The 13654-nt window shown below is 64.0% G+C and carries 30 protein-coding genes; 16 read left to right on the top strand and 14 right to left on the bottom strand.

Annotated features, from left to right (window positions below; all coding sequences use genetic code 11):
* Positions 1–27: 27 nt before the first annotated feature.
* From K32_RS24125 to K32_RS24190, 14 genes are all read right to left on the bottom strand, one after another.
* Positions 28–216 (bottom strand): hypothetical protein, encoded by a 189-nt coding sequence (locus tag K32_RS24125; RefSeq protein WP_201401910.1) that lies wholly within the window; start codon positions 214–216, stop codon positions 28–30.
* The gene (locus K32_RS24130) at positions 213–389 is read right to left on the bottom strand and encodes a hypothetical protein (protein WP_201401911.1); all 177 of its coding nucleotides are present in this window, start codon (positions 387–389) and stop codon (positions 213–215) included. The genes K32_RS24125 and K32_RS24130 overlap by 4 nt, the downstream gene beginning before the upstream one ends.
* 214 nt (positions 390–603) lie before the next feature.
* Positions 604–870, bottom strand: coding sequence for a hypothetical protein (locus K32_RS24135; RefSeq protein ID WP_201401912.1), 267 nt, complete (start codon positions 868–870; stop codon positions 604–606).
* A 191-nt stretch (positions 871–1061) separates the two neighbouring features.
* Positions 1062–1586, bottom strand: coding sequence for a hypothetical protein (locus K32_RS24140; RefSeq protein WP_201401913.1), 525 nt, complete (start codon positions 1584–1586; stop codon positions 1062–1064).
* Complete coding sequence (locus tag K32_RS24145; RefSeq protein ID WP_201401914.1) at positions 1579–1977, bottom strand: hypothetical protein; 399 nt, start codon at positions 1975–1977, stop codon at positions 1579–1581. The genes K32_RS24140 and K32_RS24145 overlap by 8 nt, the downstream gene beginning before the upstream one ends.
* On the bottom strand, positions 1974–3323 hold the full coding sequence (locus K32_RS24150; protein WP_201401915.1) for a hypothetical protein: 1350 nt from the start codon (positions 3321–3323) through the stop codon (positions 1974–1976). Before K32_RS24150 ends, K32_RS24145 begins: the two co-directional genes overlap by 4 nt.
* A gap of 201 nt (positions 3324–3524) precedes the next feature.
* Complete coding sequence (locus tag K32_RS24155) at positions 3525–3725, bottom strand: hypothetical protein (protein WP_201401916.1); 201 nt, start codon at positions 3723–3725, stop codon at positions 3525–3527.
* Positions 3726–3772: 47 nt separating this feature from the next.
* Complete coding sequence (locus K32_RS24160) at positions 3773–4510, bottom strand: GIY-YIG nuclease family protein (RefSeq protein WP_201401917.1); 738 nt, start codon at positions 4508–4510, stop codon at positions 3773–3775.
* A gap of 42 nt (positions 4511–4552) precedes the next feature.
* Entirely contained in the window at positions 4553–5161 is a 609-nt protein-coding gene (locus K32_RS24165; RefSeq protein ID WP_201401918.1) for a hypothetical protein, read from the bottom strand.
* Positions 5162–5300: 139 nt separating this feature from the next.
* Positions 5301–5522: a hypothetical protein gene (locus tag K32_RS24170; protein ID WP_201401919.1), complete on the bottom strand. Its 222-nt coding sequence runs from the start codon at positions 5520–5522 to the stop codon at positions 5301–5303.
* 67 nt (positions 5523–5589) lie between these two features.
* Complete coding sequence (locus K32_RS24175) at positions 5590–5910, bottom strand: hypothetical protein (protein WP_201401920.1); 321 nt, start codon at positions 5908–5910, stop codon at positions 5590–5592.
* Positions 5911–5914: 4 nt separating this feature from the next.
* A complete protein-coding gene (locus K32_RS24180; protein WP_201401921.1) occupies positions 5915–6061 on the bottom strand; it encodes a hypothetical protein in 147 nt (48 codons plus the stop codon).
* A gap of 80 nt (positions 6062–6141) precedes the next feature.
* Positions 6142–6456 carry a hypothetical protein gene (locus K32_RS24185; RefSeq protein WP_201401922.1) on the bottom strand — a complete coding sequence of 105 codons (315 nt, stop codon included), beginning with the start codon at positions 6454–6456 and terminating at the stop codon, positions 6142–6144.
* A 126-nt stretch (positions 6457–6582) separates the two neighbouring features.
* Positions 6583–7218, bottom strand: coding sequence for a hypothetical protein (locus K32_RS24190; RefSeq protein ID WP_201401923.1), 636 nt, complete (start codon positions 7216–7218; stop codon positions 6583–6585).
* A 615-nt stretch (positions 7219–7833) separates the two neighbouring features.
* On the opposite strand from K32_RS24190, the gene K32_RS24195 reads away from it, so the two are divergent.
* The 16 genes from K32_RS24195 to K32_RS24270 all read left to right on the top strand — a co-directional run bounded on the left by K32_RS24195 (position 7834) and on the right by K32_RS24270 (position 13624).
* Entirely contained in the window at positions 7834–8358 is a 525-nt protein-coding gene (locus K32_RS24195) for a hypothetical protein (protein WP_201401924.1), read from the top strand.
* Positions 8355–8723: a hypothetical protein gene (locus K32_RS24200; RefSeq protein ID WP_201401925.1), complete on the top strand. Its 369-nt coding sequence runs from the start codon at positions 8355–8357 to the stop codon at positions 8721–8723. The genes K32_RS24195 and K32_RS24200 overlap by 4 nt, the downstream gene beginning before the upstream one ends.
* Positions 8724–8872: 149 nt before the next feature.
* On the top strand, positions 8873–9211 hold the full coding sequence (locus tag K32_RS24205; protein WP_201401926.1) for a hypothetical protein: 339 nt from the start codon (positions 8873–8875) through the stop codon (positions 9209–9211).
* Between the two features lie 43 nt (positions 9212–9254).
* Complete coding sequence (locus K32_RS24210) at positions 9255–9470, top strand: hypothetical protein (RefSeq protein WP_201401927.1); 216 nt, start codon at positions 9255–9257, stop codon at positions 9468–9470.
* The gene (locus K32_RS24215) at positions 9467–9679 is read left to right on the top strand and encodes a hypothetical protein (RefSeq protein ID WP_201401928.1); all 213 of its coding nucleotides are present in this window, start codon (positions 9467–9469) and stop codon (positions 9677–9679) included. Before K32_RS24210 ends, K32_RS24215 begins: the two co-directional genes overlap by 4 nt.
* The gene (locus tag K32_RS24220; protein ID WP_201401929.1) at positions 9676–9951 is read left to right on the top strand and encodes a hypothetical protein; all 276 of its coding nucleotides are present in this window, start codon (positions 9676–9678) and stop codon (positions 9949–9951) included. Before K32_RS24215 ends, K32_RS24220 begins: the two co-directional genes overlap by 4 nt.
* On the top strand, positions 9948–10352 hold the full coding sequence (locus K32_RS24225) for a hypothetical protein (RefSeq protein ID WP_201401930.1): 405 nt from the start codon (positions 9948–9950) through the stop codon (positions 10350–10352). The genes K32_RS24220 and K32_RS24225 overlap by 4 nt, the downstream gene beginning before the upstream one ends.
* Positions 10349–10525: a hypothetical protein gene (locus K32_RS24230; RefSeq protein ID WP_201401931.1), complete on the top strand. Its 177-nt coding sequence runs from the start codon at positions 10349–10351 to the stop codon at positions 10523–10525. The genes K32_RS24225 and K32_RS24230 overlap by 4 nt, the downstream gene beginning before the upstream one ends.
* Positions 10522–10752, top strand: coding sequence for a hypothetical protein (locus tag K32_RS24235; RefSeq protein WP_201401932.1), 231 nt, complete (start codon positions 10522–10524; stop codon positions 10750–10752). Before K32_RS24230 ends, K32_RS24235 begins: the two co-directional genes overlap by 4 nt.
* Positions 10753–10843: 91 nt before the next feature.
* Positions 10844–11116 carry a hypothetical protein gene (locus tag K32_RS24240; protein WP_201401933.1) on the top strand — a complete coding sequence of 91 codons (273 nt, stop codon included), beginning with the start codon at positions 10844–10846 and terminating at the stop codon, positions 11114–11116.
* Between the two features lie 94 nt (positions 11117–11210).
* Positions 11211–11510, top strand: a complete 300-nt coding sequence (locus K32_RS24245; protein WP_201401934.1) for a hypothetical protein — start codon at positions 11211–11213, stop codon at positions 11508–11510.
* A gap of 56 nt (positions 11511–11566) precedes the next feature.
* Positions 11567–11818, top strand: a complete 252-nt coding sequence (gene acpP / locus K32_RS24250; protein WP_201401935.1) for an acyl carrier protein — start codon at positions 11567–11569, stop codon at positions 11816–11818.
* A gap of 240 nt (positions 11819–12058) precedes the next feature.
* Complete coding sequence (locus K32_RS24255) at positions 12059–12505, top strand: hypothetical protein (RefSeq protein WP_201401936.1); 447 nt, start codon at positions 12059–12061, stop codon at positions 12503–12505.
* Positions 12502–12846, top strand: a complete 345-nt coding sequence (locus K32_RS24260) for a DUF3307 domain-containing protein (protein WP_244669734.1) — start codon at positions 12502–12504, stop codon at positions 12844–12846. Before K32_RS24255 ends, K32_RS24260 begins: the two co-directional genes overlap by 4 nt.
* A complete protein-coding gene (locus K32_RS24265) occupies positions 12843–12980 on the top strand; it encodes a hypothetical protein (protein WP_201401937.1) in 138 nt (45 codons plus the stop codon). The genes K32_RS24260 and K32_RS24265 overlap by 4 nt, the downstream gene beginning before the upstream one ends.
* Positions 12981–13144: 164 nt before the next feature.
* Positions 13145–13624: a hypothetical protein gene (locus tag K32_RS24270; RefSeq protein WP_201401938.1), complete on the top strand. Its 480-nt coding sequence runs from the start codon at positions 13145–13147 to the stop codon at positions 13622–13624.
* The last annotated feature ends 30 nt before the right edge of the window (positions 13625–13654 follow it).

Raw genomic sequence — 13654 nt, forward strand, 5'->3', positions numbered from 1 at the left:
CCCGCATCAGCGGGCTTTTTTGTGGGTTCAATCCTTGTGGCGCTTGCGCCTCGACATGCAGACCACGCAATGGCTCCTCATGCCAGAGGCCTTGCTTGCGTCGTCGTGGAACTGCTCGATCTTCTTGGTCACCCAGCATCCAGAGCATCGCTTGGCGAGCACGCCGCCGATGTTGACCATGCGCCCTGCTCGAAGGGCCTTCATCTCCTCGGTCATGCCTGCTGCTCACTGGTCAGCCCGCGATCCGCGCGGTTGCTGGCCACCAGCGGCTTCTGCCCGGCATCCAGATGCCAGGCCCACTCGTGCTTGCAGTCGGAGCACAGCTTCAGGTTCATCGAGCGCAGCAGGACGACGGCGTCGCTGCTGCATTGCGGGCATGCTTTCTTCATTGGTATCCCTCGGCGCACAGGTCGACGCGCTTCGTCGAGAGGCACTGAACCTGGCGGGTGGTGACTGTGTGGGGTGGTGGGCACGATACCACGTGACGAACATGTGGCGCCGGGCAGTTGTGCAGTGGTGGCGGACGCAGAGAATCCAGCGCGCCAACGACAATGGGCTCGAGAAGAGCCCATGCCAGGATGCAGGTGATGGCGGTCGGCCGGGTCACGGCTTCATGCCGAGCTTGCGTTCGATCTTGCCGATCGTCAGCTCGATGCGGTGCTTGAGATCCTGCTTCCGCTCCTCTGGCGTCATCGCCTGGTAGGCTGCGCGCTTGGCTTGCTGCTGCTCGCCATCGAGCGCCCGGGCCTGCGTCTCCAGCTTGGCCGCCCGCTGCAGGTCGGCGGCGCGATCCTGCTCGCGGTCGGCATATTGCGCGCTCTCGCGCAGGTCTCGCGCCTGCTGGCGCAGCTGTTCAGCGGTTTGATCCATGCTCCTTTCCTCCGTACTCGGTGAGTATGAGCAGGCCGGTGTCGGTCAGTTCGCCGGCCCTGGTGATTGTACCCTGCTGGACGCAGCTGCCGAGAATGGCGTGGAAGCCGCGCGCGGGCGCCCCTGCGGCGAGGGGAAGGCCGAAGTAGGCATTCGCCAGGACGCGCAGGGCGTTGGTGGTGGGGAATGGGTTACGAGCCATTGGGGTTGGCCTGGCGGTGGGCGGCGAGGGCAACAAACCCGCGCAACTCCTTCACGAAGTCGTGTTCGTCCTCTGGCTCAAATGACTTGAATCCTTCATCCATACCCATGCGAACACGCCGTTCCAGGCAGAACTCGACCATCCCCACCAGTGTTGAATAGGCTTCTTGACCAAGCGCGCGCACAGGATGCGCATCCCGCTCGGCCAGCTTGGCGCGCAGGCTGGCATGAGCATTCACCAGCTCCCAGTGCTTGGCGTTCATGCCGTCGATGGTGGATTTCAGCCGCTCGACCTCTGCCGCCAGGGCGTCGTAGTTGCAAACCACAGCCTCCCGCTCAACCAGCTCAATGAGTCGATCAATACGGCCTACGCGCCGATCTCTAACACGACATAAAGCATCGCCCTCGTCATTGTCGGGAAACTGCTGACAGATAAGCTCATGCCGCCGCTCATGAGCCACGTCAATCAGGCCGGTAAGAACGCTAGTTGGAACACGCTTCACTTGCTCAGCCATTGCTGCTCTCCTGCTGCTTGGCGGCGGCGTGCTTGCGCAGCCAGTTCTCGCGCCGCGCCTCGCACTCAACCGAGCAGCAGACCTGCTCGTCAGTTGTCCAGACCCGATCCGGTTCATCGTTGTAGACGCGGCGCTCGCAGTAACCGCATTCCTGGCACCAGCCGTGCTCCTCGACCAGCACGCGCCATGGCACGCCGCCTGCTGATGCGTAGCGATCAAGAGCTGGAACGCGGAGGCAGGATTCCACATCCTCGAACTCGATGTTCAGCTCGTTGGCTCCGTCACGCCGAGCCACCACAGCATGCCTGGCGAACGTGATAGTTCCGTACTCACTGCCCTGGACGCTGTAGGCCTTCAGGGGAGGAAGCGGCTTTATCTCTGATGAAGTCACACGTCACCCCCTTGCTCTGCTGGAGCGGCTGCGCGATCCATGCGCTCAATCTCGGCCAGGATCAGGGCGGCGGCCTTGATCAGGTCGCGCCGTGGTGTGCCGGGCTTCCACCATGCGGGCTTGGTTGCCTCCGGCCCCTCGCCACGGCCAGCAACGGCGTCATGCCACGGCCAGCAGTTGGGCGCTTCGTCGCCGCCATCGCCCTGGCTATACGGGTTAAGGTGGTCGGCGGCATGCAGCGCATATGCTGCGCCTGCCGCCGCAAGTTCGCCACCGTCGTGCTCGTCGTCGTGCTCCGGCGACCACCCTTCTGCGGCGACCTGTCGCTGGCGCTCGATCAGAACGTCACGGGCAGCAGATGCGTGCTGATGGCCTGCGACTGCTGGAGCGGCGAGCAGGGCGTGTATCCTGTCCCGCGTCGCGCGGACATGGCCGCGTCCGCAGATGTGGCCGCCTTCGCATTCGCAGTCGTGCAGGTCTAGCCAGTCGGTGAGGTGTTTTTCGGCGTCGTCCAGCAACTCCCTCGGCACCAGCGCCCCGGCAGCCATCAATGCGCGCAGTCGGTCAACTTCCATGCCGTTCTGCACTGCCGTGCCTGACCATTCCTCGATAGCAGCATCGCGCGCTGCAACGATGCGCTGGCACTGGGCTACGGTCATGAGATCGTCGGTGTGCTGAATTTCGGCATTCGGGTATTCGGCGCGGAGCAGGTGTATCGGCGGGGTAATGGCAGTGAGCAAGTTGAGGGCGCTGCCGCCTGGTCGATCAGTCCATTGAACGCGGTATCCAACCACCTCCACATCTTCCACGCCGGCAGGCGGCAGGGATGGCTCGTCGAACAGCTCATCCACGGACGTGGCGGCCATGTTTATTCCTGAGCCAGTCCCTAGCGCTTCGGCAGTCAGTCGCTCGGCGTTTCGGTCGTACGCCTGATCATCACGCTCAAACACGCGATTCAATACGGCGGACAACGCAGCGTAGGCGTCAGCGCAGCGTTCAAACCGGACGGCGGCCTCGGTTTCCTCGCCACTTGCTGCCATCCAGATATCGCCATCAAGGCTGTCCGCATCGCCACGAAAGAACCCCGCCGCGATCAGATCGGCAAGCGGCCCGCTGGCCTCGCGGTAGTCGTCGGTGCTCGCCGTGAATGCGGCGCCGTTGTCGCCGTGCATGGCTTCCAGCAGGCGAACCCAGACGAACTCAGGGGTCGGAGCAGGCTCGGCATCAGCCACACTCGCCCGCCCCATCAGCAGCGACAGCTCTGCGTCGTCCCAGCCGATCAGCTCGGCAACGTAGGCGCCAGCCCCATCCCGCAGCACAGTGCCATCCAGCTTGTACCCGGCCATGTCACACCACCCCGCTGTGCATGTCGATGATGGTGACCAGCAGTGCCAGCACCCCGATCCAGCCGGTGACGGCCAGGAATTTCCACTTGTCCACGTTACTCCCCTAGCCCGGGCAAGCCGGGCGTGTTGTTGATGTGGGTATTATGCTTTTTTGAGATGCGCAGGTGCGCGCCGCTCGTCGGATTTACCGGCGACAGGCGGTCAGTCGAGCTCACACGCCAGGGTGACGAAGCGGCTGTTGCGCAGCGGCGCAGATCCGCGCTTGCCGTCCAGCCAGGCCTCGCGCTCGAGCTCGCAGGTGATCGCCGCGTCGGCGCCGTGGAAGTGGTCGACGACCTGGGCCTCGCAGTCGTCCTGCGCGGCGGTGGAGCAGACATAGGCTAGGAGGTAGATGGTTAGCATGGGCTTTTCCCCAGCGGCCATGGCCGCATCAGTTGTGATGGTGTGATTTACAGCAGCTCTTGCTGAGCCAGGTTGATCGCCCCAGCCGGCCGCACGGTGTTGAAGCCGGCGTCGACCGCCGACAGTGCGTCGACCCAGTGGGCCTCGCGAAGAGTGATGTGGCCGGCCCGGTCAGTGCAGCCCTCGGGATAGGCGATCACCTCGAGCACCGAGAATTCCCAGTCGGTAATGTCGGTGCTTTTCAGCGCAGTGTGGAACTTGCACGCGGTGGGGTTGCTCAGGTGCTGCCACCAGCGCAGCGTGAACGGCTGGGTGGTCTGGCCGACGTAGACGCGGCCCGTTGACTTCTGACGCACCTGGTAGATCACCGGCGGCGACAGCCCTTCGTTGGCCAGGCGGAACTCCGACAGCTCGCGGCCACGTGCCGCCTGCTTGCAGGCCTCGGTGCAGTAGTCGTGGCTGTTGGTCTCGGTGTTCGGGTCGTTGTATTTGTCGATCAGCTTGAAGACCACCCCGCACTCCTTGCAGGCCGTGTCCTCGAAACGCTTGAGGATGTAGGTGTCGCGCTCGGTGATCGGCTGGATGTGCAGCAGGTAGGCGTGCTGCTCGATGTCCTTCTTCAGCACCCGCATGGGGAACTGGCGGCCATACAGCTCCTCGACCTGGGCCTTGGCGGTCTTGCGGTCTTCGGCCTCGACCATGCCGCTGAACACCGGCGGCCAGGCCCAGCCATAGTCATCGTCGCTGTACTGCTGGCGGCCCTTGATCTGGTAGTAGAACTTCACGTCCTGTCCCTAGCGCCCCGGCAGGGGCGCAGTGGCTTAATGTCAGTCGGCCTTGATCGACTCGTTGTGCTTCTTGATTTCCTCGACCAGGGCGCGCTCGGTGATCTCCTCGAAGCCGTCTGGGATCACCACCGGTGCCGCCTCCTTCGAGTCGTCATCGCGGAACGGCAGGCTGCAGGCGACCATGGTTTTGTCGTGCAGCAGGAACACGGTTCCAAACTGAATGCTGCGCTCGTCGAATACGCCATCCGGCAGGCCCAGGCGCAGGCAGAACACGGTGCTGATGGAGGGGCGGTAGAAGTTGCCTTTGGTCAGCTCCTCTGGGGCAGTAGGCGCTCCGGCCACAAAGGCGTCATAGAAGGCCTTCCCGCGACCGCTGACGCTGTATTTGAAGTGGTACTTGCCGCCATCGTAGACGCGATCGCCGCCTTTGAACCCAGCGATCTTCGGCCCTTTCCTCGGCGCAGTCGCCCCATCGGCGCACTGCTTGAAGAAGAAAACGGGCACGCCGAGCTCGTGCATGCCGATCTCGTCAAAGCCGAGCTCGACGGCGCGGGCCTTGAAGAATGCGTAGCGTTCGCCGGCCAGCGCCGTCAGCTCCTTGAGCATTTCGACATAGCGCGGGTCGGTGGTCTTGATGTAGTAGCGCATTTCCTTTCCTTGGCGCCAGGTGGCGCGGCAACTCAGATAATGGTGAACCCAACGGCGCCGGTGTGCACCGCGTAGGCAAAGCAGGCCACGGCCAGAAGGGCGGCGGTGGCCAGGGTCAGCTCAACCAGCGTCGGGCGCTTCATGCCGCGACCTGCGCGTAGTGCTTGCCGTTGCGGGTCATGCCAACCTGGCGGCCGGCGATGGTGGTGTAGAAGGTGGTGGCCTGGGCGGTGCTGTACTCAGCCACCAGGGTGCCAGTCTTGATCAGCGGCAGAATGGCCTTGTCCAGGCGCTCCTGGGTGACTTGCGCCATCCGCGTGGCGCGCTGGCCCGGGATGCGTGGTTGCTTGAAGGTGTTCATGGCTCGGTTCTCCGGGCTCGTTGGTGTTGCTTGCAGTGTACTGCACTTACTCAAATATGAGCAAGTATTAGAACGGCCCTTGATCGTTAACAGCGTAGACCTGGCCACGACTATCCAGGCCGGTGCCGTTGCAAGACCGGCAGCTCGGCAATGAGCAGCGGCGCTTGCTTGGCCGGACAACCGGCAGCGTCTGCATCACCCATACGCCGATGGTGATCTTGTTGCCGTCGATGGTGATCTGGCTGCTGTCGCCGAAGCGATACTGCGACCAGAACAGCGCATAGTTGGCGTTGCGCTTCTCTTCCATGCCAACGCACTGCTGGCGGGCAGCGCGCCGGATCTGGTCGGTGGTGTGGGCCGTGGCGAGGATGGTGGTGGCGGTGGGCATGGCGTTACTCCTGCGCCTCGAACCAGGCGATGGCCTGGTGCAGCAGGCGGCGGTTCACGGGCACGATGGCGACGTGCATGAAGGCGTTACCGCTCTTGCGGTAGAGCGAATGCCCGATCAGGCGGTAGTTGGCGGAGAGCTGCGCGTGCATGGGGTCGGCCTCGAGTGGCGGATGGTGGTACCGGCAAAGCCCCAGTTAAGGGGCTTGGTGGTCAGGCGACTTGCTCGCCATTATGCGGCCTTGCGAGGCTTGGGCGCCTTGGGTGCGGCGGCCTTGCGAGCCGCGCGTCTGGCTTCTTTGGCCTCTTCGACCAGCGACTTGTGGTATGCCGCGACGGCCTGTTCCTTCGCGCCAGCAAGGCTGGTGGCGAAGCCGGCCCCCGCGAAGTGGCCGCGGATGTCGAAGTAGTTGATGGTGATGATGAATTCGTCGTACCCGCAGACTTGTATGTATACGCGAGACTTCTTGCCGTCAGCATGCAACTCGATGGTTGGGTCGTAGAGCTTGCCGCCGGGTACGAACTTGTAGGTGAATTTGGTAGCCATTTGCGCATCCCTCTCGGTCGGTTGCTGTCGAGCTTGCTGCTCTGTTGGGTGAATTATGCATTCGTTACTCAAATTTGAGCAAGCATTATTTTGACCACCCGTCGGACTGCTACCGATGACCTGCACCTATTCTATGACCCTAAGCAGCTCGTCTACCCGCACCAGGTAGGCCTTGCTCGCATGGCCAGCAAAGCGCTTGGCGCCGATGCGGCTGGTGCCCGGCAGCGCCTTCAGTGCAGTGAACAGCTCGCGCGGCTGGATTCCAGAGGCTCGCATCGCCTGGCGCACCACCGGGGTGGACGTGCCGATCATGAGCATGTCGCCGACCCGGCGCAGGCCCAGGTCGCTGGCGTCGGCGTCGCCCGGCACGTGCAGCAGCTTCAGGAAGCGCGCCTTGCCGTCGAAGAAGCGCCTGATCACGTCGCGGTCGGCGCTGGTCTCGCGCTTCGGCACCGCGCGCCGCGCCCTGGCGATGTGGCCCTTGACCTCGGCGGCGTGCAGCTCCTGCCAGGCCTGCAGCATGGCGTTGGTCTGCTGGGTATCCAGCGGAACATGGATGGCCAGCTTGATCAGGTCGGTGATGCCGAGCGGGTTCGCCGCGCTCAGGTCGACGGCGCCGGATGGCTGCTTCCGCTTGAGGGTGTCCGCAGGGATCAGCCCGGCGGGCACCATGTCCATCAGGTGATGATTGATCTCGTCGGGCCTCATAAAGATGAGTCCGGCGAGCTGGTGGGTGGTCAGTTTGGTCTTCATGACGTTCATGGCTGTAACCGAAAAGGTGGTTTTGGTTGGTTGCACGGCAACATAATTGTGCCTGCCGGATGGCGAAAAACGCAACCGCAGTAACCGAAAACAACACCAGCGACCGCAACCGCGACCATGGCCTAAATTGCGATTATCCTTTAATTGCAATGAGTTTTGGCTGTCACGCAACGCGCCGGTTGCAGTCTGGTCGCGCGTCCGCCGGATTTCCGTTGCCTCTCGGTCGCCGCTGATTTTCGCCTTATGGTTCAAGGGGTTTAGCGAAAGGCGACCGTCGCGTCCGGAAAACACAAGCAAGTAATAATATACAGGTAGGTGTAACCGAATTATCACCACCATGGTTACAACAGCTCGCACTATGGGGCTTATATGTACAATTCTATGGTCGCCTTTTATCTATATATATATCTATTTCATTGAAATATAAGATAATAATAAGAGAAAGAGGGGCAACCAGAGGGGCAACTAGGCCAGAAACCAGGGGGCAACCCAGTCATAGCCCAGTCGCGGCCCCTGATTTATCACCCAAAACCTTCCCAATTCTGAGGCGCGCCAGCTAAACTATCCGCCAGCACAGGCCCCAAGGCCCCAAGGCAAAGCCAGCTGGAGACCGCTGTGGTCGAATACTTCACATACCCTGAATTGCCAGATCGGCAGTTCTTCCGGTGCGACAGGCGCAAAGCCAGTCTGCAGGTCACCGCCTGCGCCGGCATGTGGGTCGAGGCCAACGGCAAGGCAGCACCAGAACGCCTGGATCAGTGCAGGAACTGCCCGCTCGGCGCGAAGCATGCCGGCGTCGGGGAAATCTCACTGTCGCCGCTCCGGGGAATGAGCATCTGCGCCAGGTGTGAGCAGGGAGCGACAAGGCTTGTGCGAAAGCACCTGTGCATCAGCTGCTACAACCGGGAGCGGGAGTTCTTGAAGGGGCGCAATGCCAGGGGCAGTGCACCGGTGAAGCACCCGCAGTTGCACCAGCTGGAGATCCGGTTCCAAGCCGGGCCTGAGATCGAGCGCGTGGCGATGACCGTCGCGTCTCGGCAGGAGCTGGTGGTGGCTGTGCTCAGGGATACCAGCAAACACGTTACGTTCGCATTCGAGGCTGGCAGGCCGAACCTGCTGCAAGGGGAACTGTTCGGATGACTGTGAAAATTTCCGAAAGCGCGCCGGGAACCAATGGCCAGGAACAGGGCTCCGCGCGCACGCGCGACGGGTGGCGCCTGGAGCCCCATTGCTGCAGGGCGTGTTTCGCTCGCATTGTGTCGCGGCCCGATGATGCCGGCCGGCTGTACCAGTGCACGAACTGCGGCGCCCAGGCGGCCGGTCACAAGCCGGACGTGGTGTGCGCCTGCGGCACCAAGCTGCGCCGCCACCGCGGCGATGGTCGGTCAGCGGCCCAGCTGGTGGATGCCGGCATCCGCTGCCACCAGAACAAGCGCGTGTCGCCGGAGTTCCCCGCGCTGTTCGTGGCCAGCTACGGCGGCGCCCAGGCGGCCGACGACGAGTAAACCAGATGATCAATCAGGGTGTCACAACCCTGAAACCCGCGCAGCACTAGGCCTTCACGCTGCCGGATTGTTTTTAGGGCGCACATAGGGCGCAAATCCACGCAATCGAGTTGAATTACATGAACGCATGCAAGTGGAAACCTGGCCAGGTGACGCTGTATACCGGCGAGCAGGTGCTGGAGACCAGCGAAGCGTGGCGGGCAGAGTGTGAAGCCCGCTACGTGCTCGCCAAGGGCCATGCCGAGCGGCACGACTTCCTGACCCTGATCGGCGCCAAGCGCGGCACCGAGGCTGTCGAGCGGATCAGGCAGCACTGCCTCGAGGTTGAGCCGTACTTCGTGCTGGGCCTGCCGAACAAGCGGCAGCGGCAGCACTACATCGAGCAGGTCGAGTTGCGCTTCGGGCCGAACCCCAGGAAAGCCCTGGAGGGCAAGATCCTGGCGATCCATCACGCGAGAGTTGCAGCCCTCGACGCACTGCCGGCATAATTGATCAAACATTGACCCGGCCAGGTGCCGGTAGGGGAAAGGGGTGAAAAAACTCAAGCTGTGGGCCGGCAAGGCGTGGTGGTTCATCCGTGATGACCGTGTGGGTCTGATCCTCAGTGGATGCTTGCTGTTCTCTGCCTTCACCGCCCTGGTGCGTGGTCAGCTGGAGTGGGCGGCATGGAACTTTGCGTTCGCCACCTTCGGCATCTGGCTCGCCTGGCGCGGTCTGGCCGAGAAGGCCGAGGCGGTGCGCCAATGACCGCCTGGCAATTCATGAGCGACAGCCCGTGGCTGACGTTCTTCCTGGCCTGCGTGGCCAGCAGCTGCGTCGTGTCGATAGCACGTCTCCCGTTCCGCGCCATGAACATCCGCAAGCACGGCTGGCCGCCTGCGCACCTCGATGCCGACGGCGACTACAAGGCGCACAAGCTGGCCGAGGCACCGGCCAAAGCGGAGCGTGACGCATGAGCACTCCCAACGTCGGCACCATCGGTCACGTCTCGCACGGCAAGACCAGCACGGCTCGCTCGATCCTGTTCGCCCTGGCGGCGGCTGGGGTGCTGAGCTGCGCCCAGGCAACCCCGGTGATGCCCACCCGCCGCCCTTGGCTCGAGCCCAACTTCGACCTGAACCAGCTGCTGGGCGACGCAGGCCGCCGCGGCGAGCGCCAGGCCCGCAAGGCTGACCGCAGGGCGCGCATGCAGGATCTCCAGCGCGCCGCTGCGGGAGGTGCACAGTGACCGGCCTGTCCGCCAAGCTGTGCCGCCCCGCATACGAGCGCGCCGGCGAGTACCGCCGCCCCTCTGTCCGCATGCGCCCCCTGAGCCCGACCGAGCGCCAGGCTGCCCGGGCTGCCTGCTCTGTGCCGCCAAGCCGGTGGAATGAGGCCTACCTGCAGACCATGCGCAGCGCACCGGCGCCAGCGTTCAGCCTGGAGCAGCGCCTTGCGCAGCCTGGCCAGCTGGCGGCCCAGCCGCGCCCTGCGACCCCAGCCGCGCCGCCGGCCGTGCTTGTGCCGATCGCCGCCGAGGACAGCCAGGTGCGCGCCGTGCAGCGCGCAGCGCCCAAGATCAAAAAAGCCCCGCTCAGCGACCTGGCTGCGGCCACGCTGGAGCGCTACCGCAAGAGGTACTGCCTGTGAACGAACGTGATCTGCTGGCCAAGGCTCGCGCCGAGCTGGAGAACATCCCGCTGAGCGACCCGAAGCGCATGCGCAAGGCCGTCCGCAAGACGATCCTGAAAGACCTGCAGCGGCGGGCCATCACCGGCGAGCCGTCGCCGTTCAAGCGCTTCGTGCCCGAGGCTCACCAGTGAGCAAGACCGCGCAGCGCAAGCTGTCGGCGTACCAGAACGGGTACCGGGTCGGCCGTCACGGATGGCCTGCTGGCGTGAAGAGCTACACGGTCGGCGTGACCGGTTACTCCGCCTGGCGCCGCGGCCTGCGCGACGGAATCCGCGACCAGCTCGCGGCTCAGCGCCTGGAGAAGACCTGGCCGAGGCGTCTGCTGTCGTGGTTGCGCGGCCTGGTGGGGCGTCGATGATCGCCCTGGCCTGGTTCACCCTGCTGTGCTGGCGCGCTGAGCGCCGGCCCCTCAAGCCATTTCCGCCGGCGCGCCCGGCCCTGGAGAGCGTGTGAGACTGTCCCGCCTGCTGGACATCATCGTCCCGCGCTTCATGACTGAAGACAGCGCAGCTGCAATCCACTACTGCGCTTACTGCGACGAGCCGCACTACCAGCCAGTCTGCTCGATGAGGGACGTCGAGCCCGGCGAGGTCTTCGACGGCATCATGACGATGCGGTTCTTCAACCTGTTTGGTCTGGCGCTATTCGCACGCTTCGACATGGGCAGCGTCCGTCCTTGGGTGAACCCGCACGACGGGCCGGATCGCCAATCCAGACCATGAGTCAGGGCGTCAGGATAGCCGGCGCCTGACGCCACGCATGTTTCAGCCGGACAACCAAACCATTGGGCGCCGATAGGGCGCAGGAGAAAGGAAAGTGACAACAACTCACGCACATGCAGGCCAGTCAGTACCGGAGCAGAAGGCCGGCGAGATCCACCAGCAGGCTCACATTCTGGAGAACATCGCGGCCTCGCTCGCTGAGCAGCTGGACAATCTGCGCGATGACCTCGACCCGGTCATGTCGCCAGCTGTTCCAGTTGCTGGCCTGAAAGGCGAAGCAGCTGGCGAGCGCGCAGAAGAGTCACCGCTGGCCGAGCAACTGATCCGCATCGGCAGCAAGCTGCGTGACCTGTCGGTTGTGATGTCCGACATCAAGTCCCGCCTGCAGGTCTGACATCTGCGCCAACCAACTACCGGCGCCACAAGGCGCCACTCCAAGGGGAAAGGAAATTGAGCAAGACCACTGAGCAGCGCGTCACCGACATCATCGCCAGCTTCTTCGCCGTGGGCGATGTGCTGGCAACCGACATCACGCCGGACAAGAACCTGGTCGACGACCTGGGAGCCGACAGCCTCGACCTGATCGAGATCGTCATGGAGGTCGAGGGCGAGTTCGACATCGAGATCAGCGACGCGGCCGCCGAGCAGGTGCGCACCGTCCAGCAGGCAATCGATCTGGTCAGCCGGCTGGTTGGCCAGTAACACCCCGCGCCACGTAAGGCGCCCCACACTGCGACCAGCACATGACCACCCTGACCTACTCCGATCCTGATCGGCACCGTCGCCCTGTCCGGCCTGGGCTTCGCCCTGTCGCTGGCCTGCGTCTGGCACGCCTTCTCCGAGAGCATCGACCATGAGCCTTGAAGACCACCGCAACCCGAACGGCCCATGCGCCGCCTCACCGTCGCTGCGCCAGCGCTGCGCGGAGCTGGAGGGCAATCAGTGAACAATCATCGACCGCCAGCGCGCATGCCAGCCGATCCCAGCCTGGACAAGCACCGCAACCCGAACGGCACCTACAACGGCGTGCCGGCCCTGGCCGAGCTGACCGGGCAGAGCCTGGACGAGATCGTTGCCCTGTGGGAGTCCGTGAAGGCCAACCGGGCCAAGCTGGACGCCTGCCCCTGGCATGAGTTCGAGCAGCTGATCACCGCGCCGCCGGGCGCAGGCAAGTACCGCTGCCGGCACTGCGATGGCGAGGTCGACGCCAGCGCCTACCGCTGGCACCAGCTGGGCCGCTGGGCGATGCCGCTGGGCGAGCCCCAGCCGGTGGCCTATTCCTTCACGCCAGTGCCTGGCGCCACCTGCAGCCGCGAACTGGCCGCCGCTGGCCAAGCCTACCCGAGGACGTGCCAGGTGCACGGACTGCGCTGCGGGGTGAAGTCGTGATCAGCCCTGACTTTGCGACGCTGGTATTTTTCCTGCTGGTCGGCCACTCGCTGGCGGACTACCCGCTGCAGAGTGACTTCCTTGCCCAGGCCAAGAACCGCCACACGGCACTCGGACAGGTCTTCTGGCCGCATGCCCTGTTCGCGCACTCGATGATCCACGGTGGATTTGTAGCGCTGATCACGGGCCAGCTGTGGCTCGGTGTGACCGAGGCTGTGGTGCACGGCGTGACCGACTGGCTCAAATGCGAGGGCAAGATAAGCCTGAACGTTGACCAGGCCATCCATATCGGTTGCAAGGTGCTATGGGCGGCTATCGTGGCGCTCGGCATCCAGCCATGAGCCCCAACCCGCTGATCGCCGCGCCCATCATCGCCGTCATTTGCCTGGCGACTGACGCGCCGGCGTTCGGGCTGCTCGTGCTGACCCTGTGGTCGGCCTGCGTGTACGAGGCGGTCGAGCGGCGCATAACCTGATACATAGTCAGGGCTTCTAACCGCCAGAAGCCAGCAGCAGCAAGGCTCGGCGCCACCTGATATGATTTAGGGCGCAGATAGGGCGCACAACACACCATCACGGCCACGGAAGGCCCACCACTCGAGGGCCACACATGCCACTACCAACCACCGGGCCGATCAGCATGGCTGACGTCGCCGCCGAGCTCGGCATTCCATCCGCCGGCCTGAGCCTCAACGACAGCCGCGTGCGCGCCTTGGCCGGCAAACCGACCGGCGCAATCTCGTTCGCCGACCTACGCGGGAAGTCGAACAGCGTGCCGCTGGTGGCCGGCCAGGGTGTGTTCGGGCCTAACCCCGGGATCTTGCATATCGGGAGGTCGACCGTCTACGGCATCGGCAGCCTGACGATGTCCTTCCAGGGGTTCCAAGTTCGTGAGTTCCATGACGCCGGATTTAGCGCGCCAACAATGCGGGGCCAGCTGCAACTTGCGGGAGATGCGACAGCGGCCCTGGCCGGCAAGAGCGTCTACATCAACGGCACCAGGTTCGCGATGGAAGCTCCGACATACAACTCGGGCACCGGCACCACTCACTGGTCAATGCCAGCCAACACCAAGTTCGGCCTCGTGAACGGCACCACCTATCAGGTCGCCATCGCATAGCGCGCCCGGTCGTGACGGCACACTTCCTGC

It is taken from the genome of Kaistia sp. 32K (assembly GCF_016629525.1).
Lineage (GTDB): Bacteria > Pseudomonadota > Alphaproteobacteria > Rhizobiales > Kaistiaceae > Kaistia.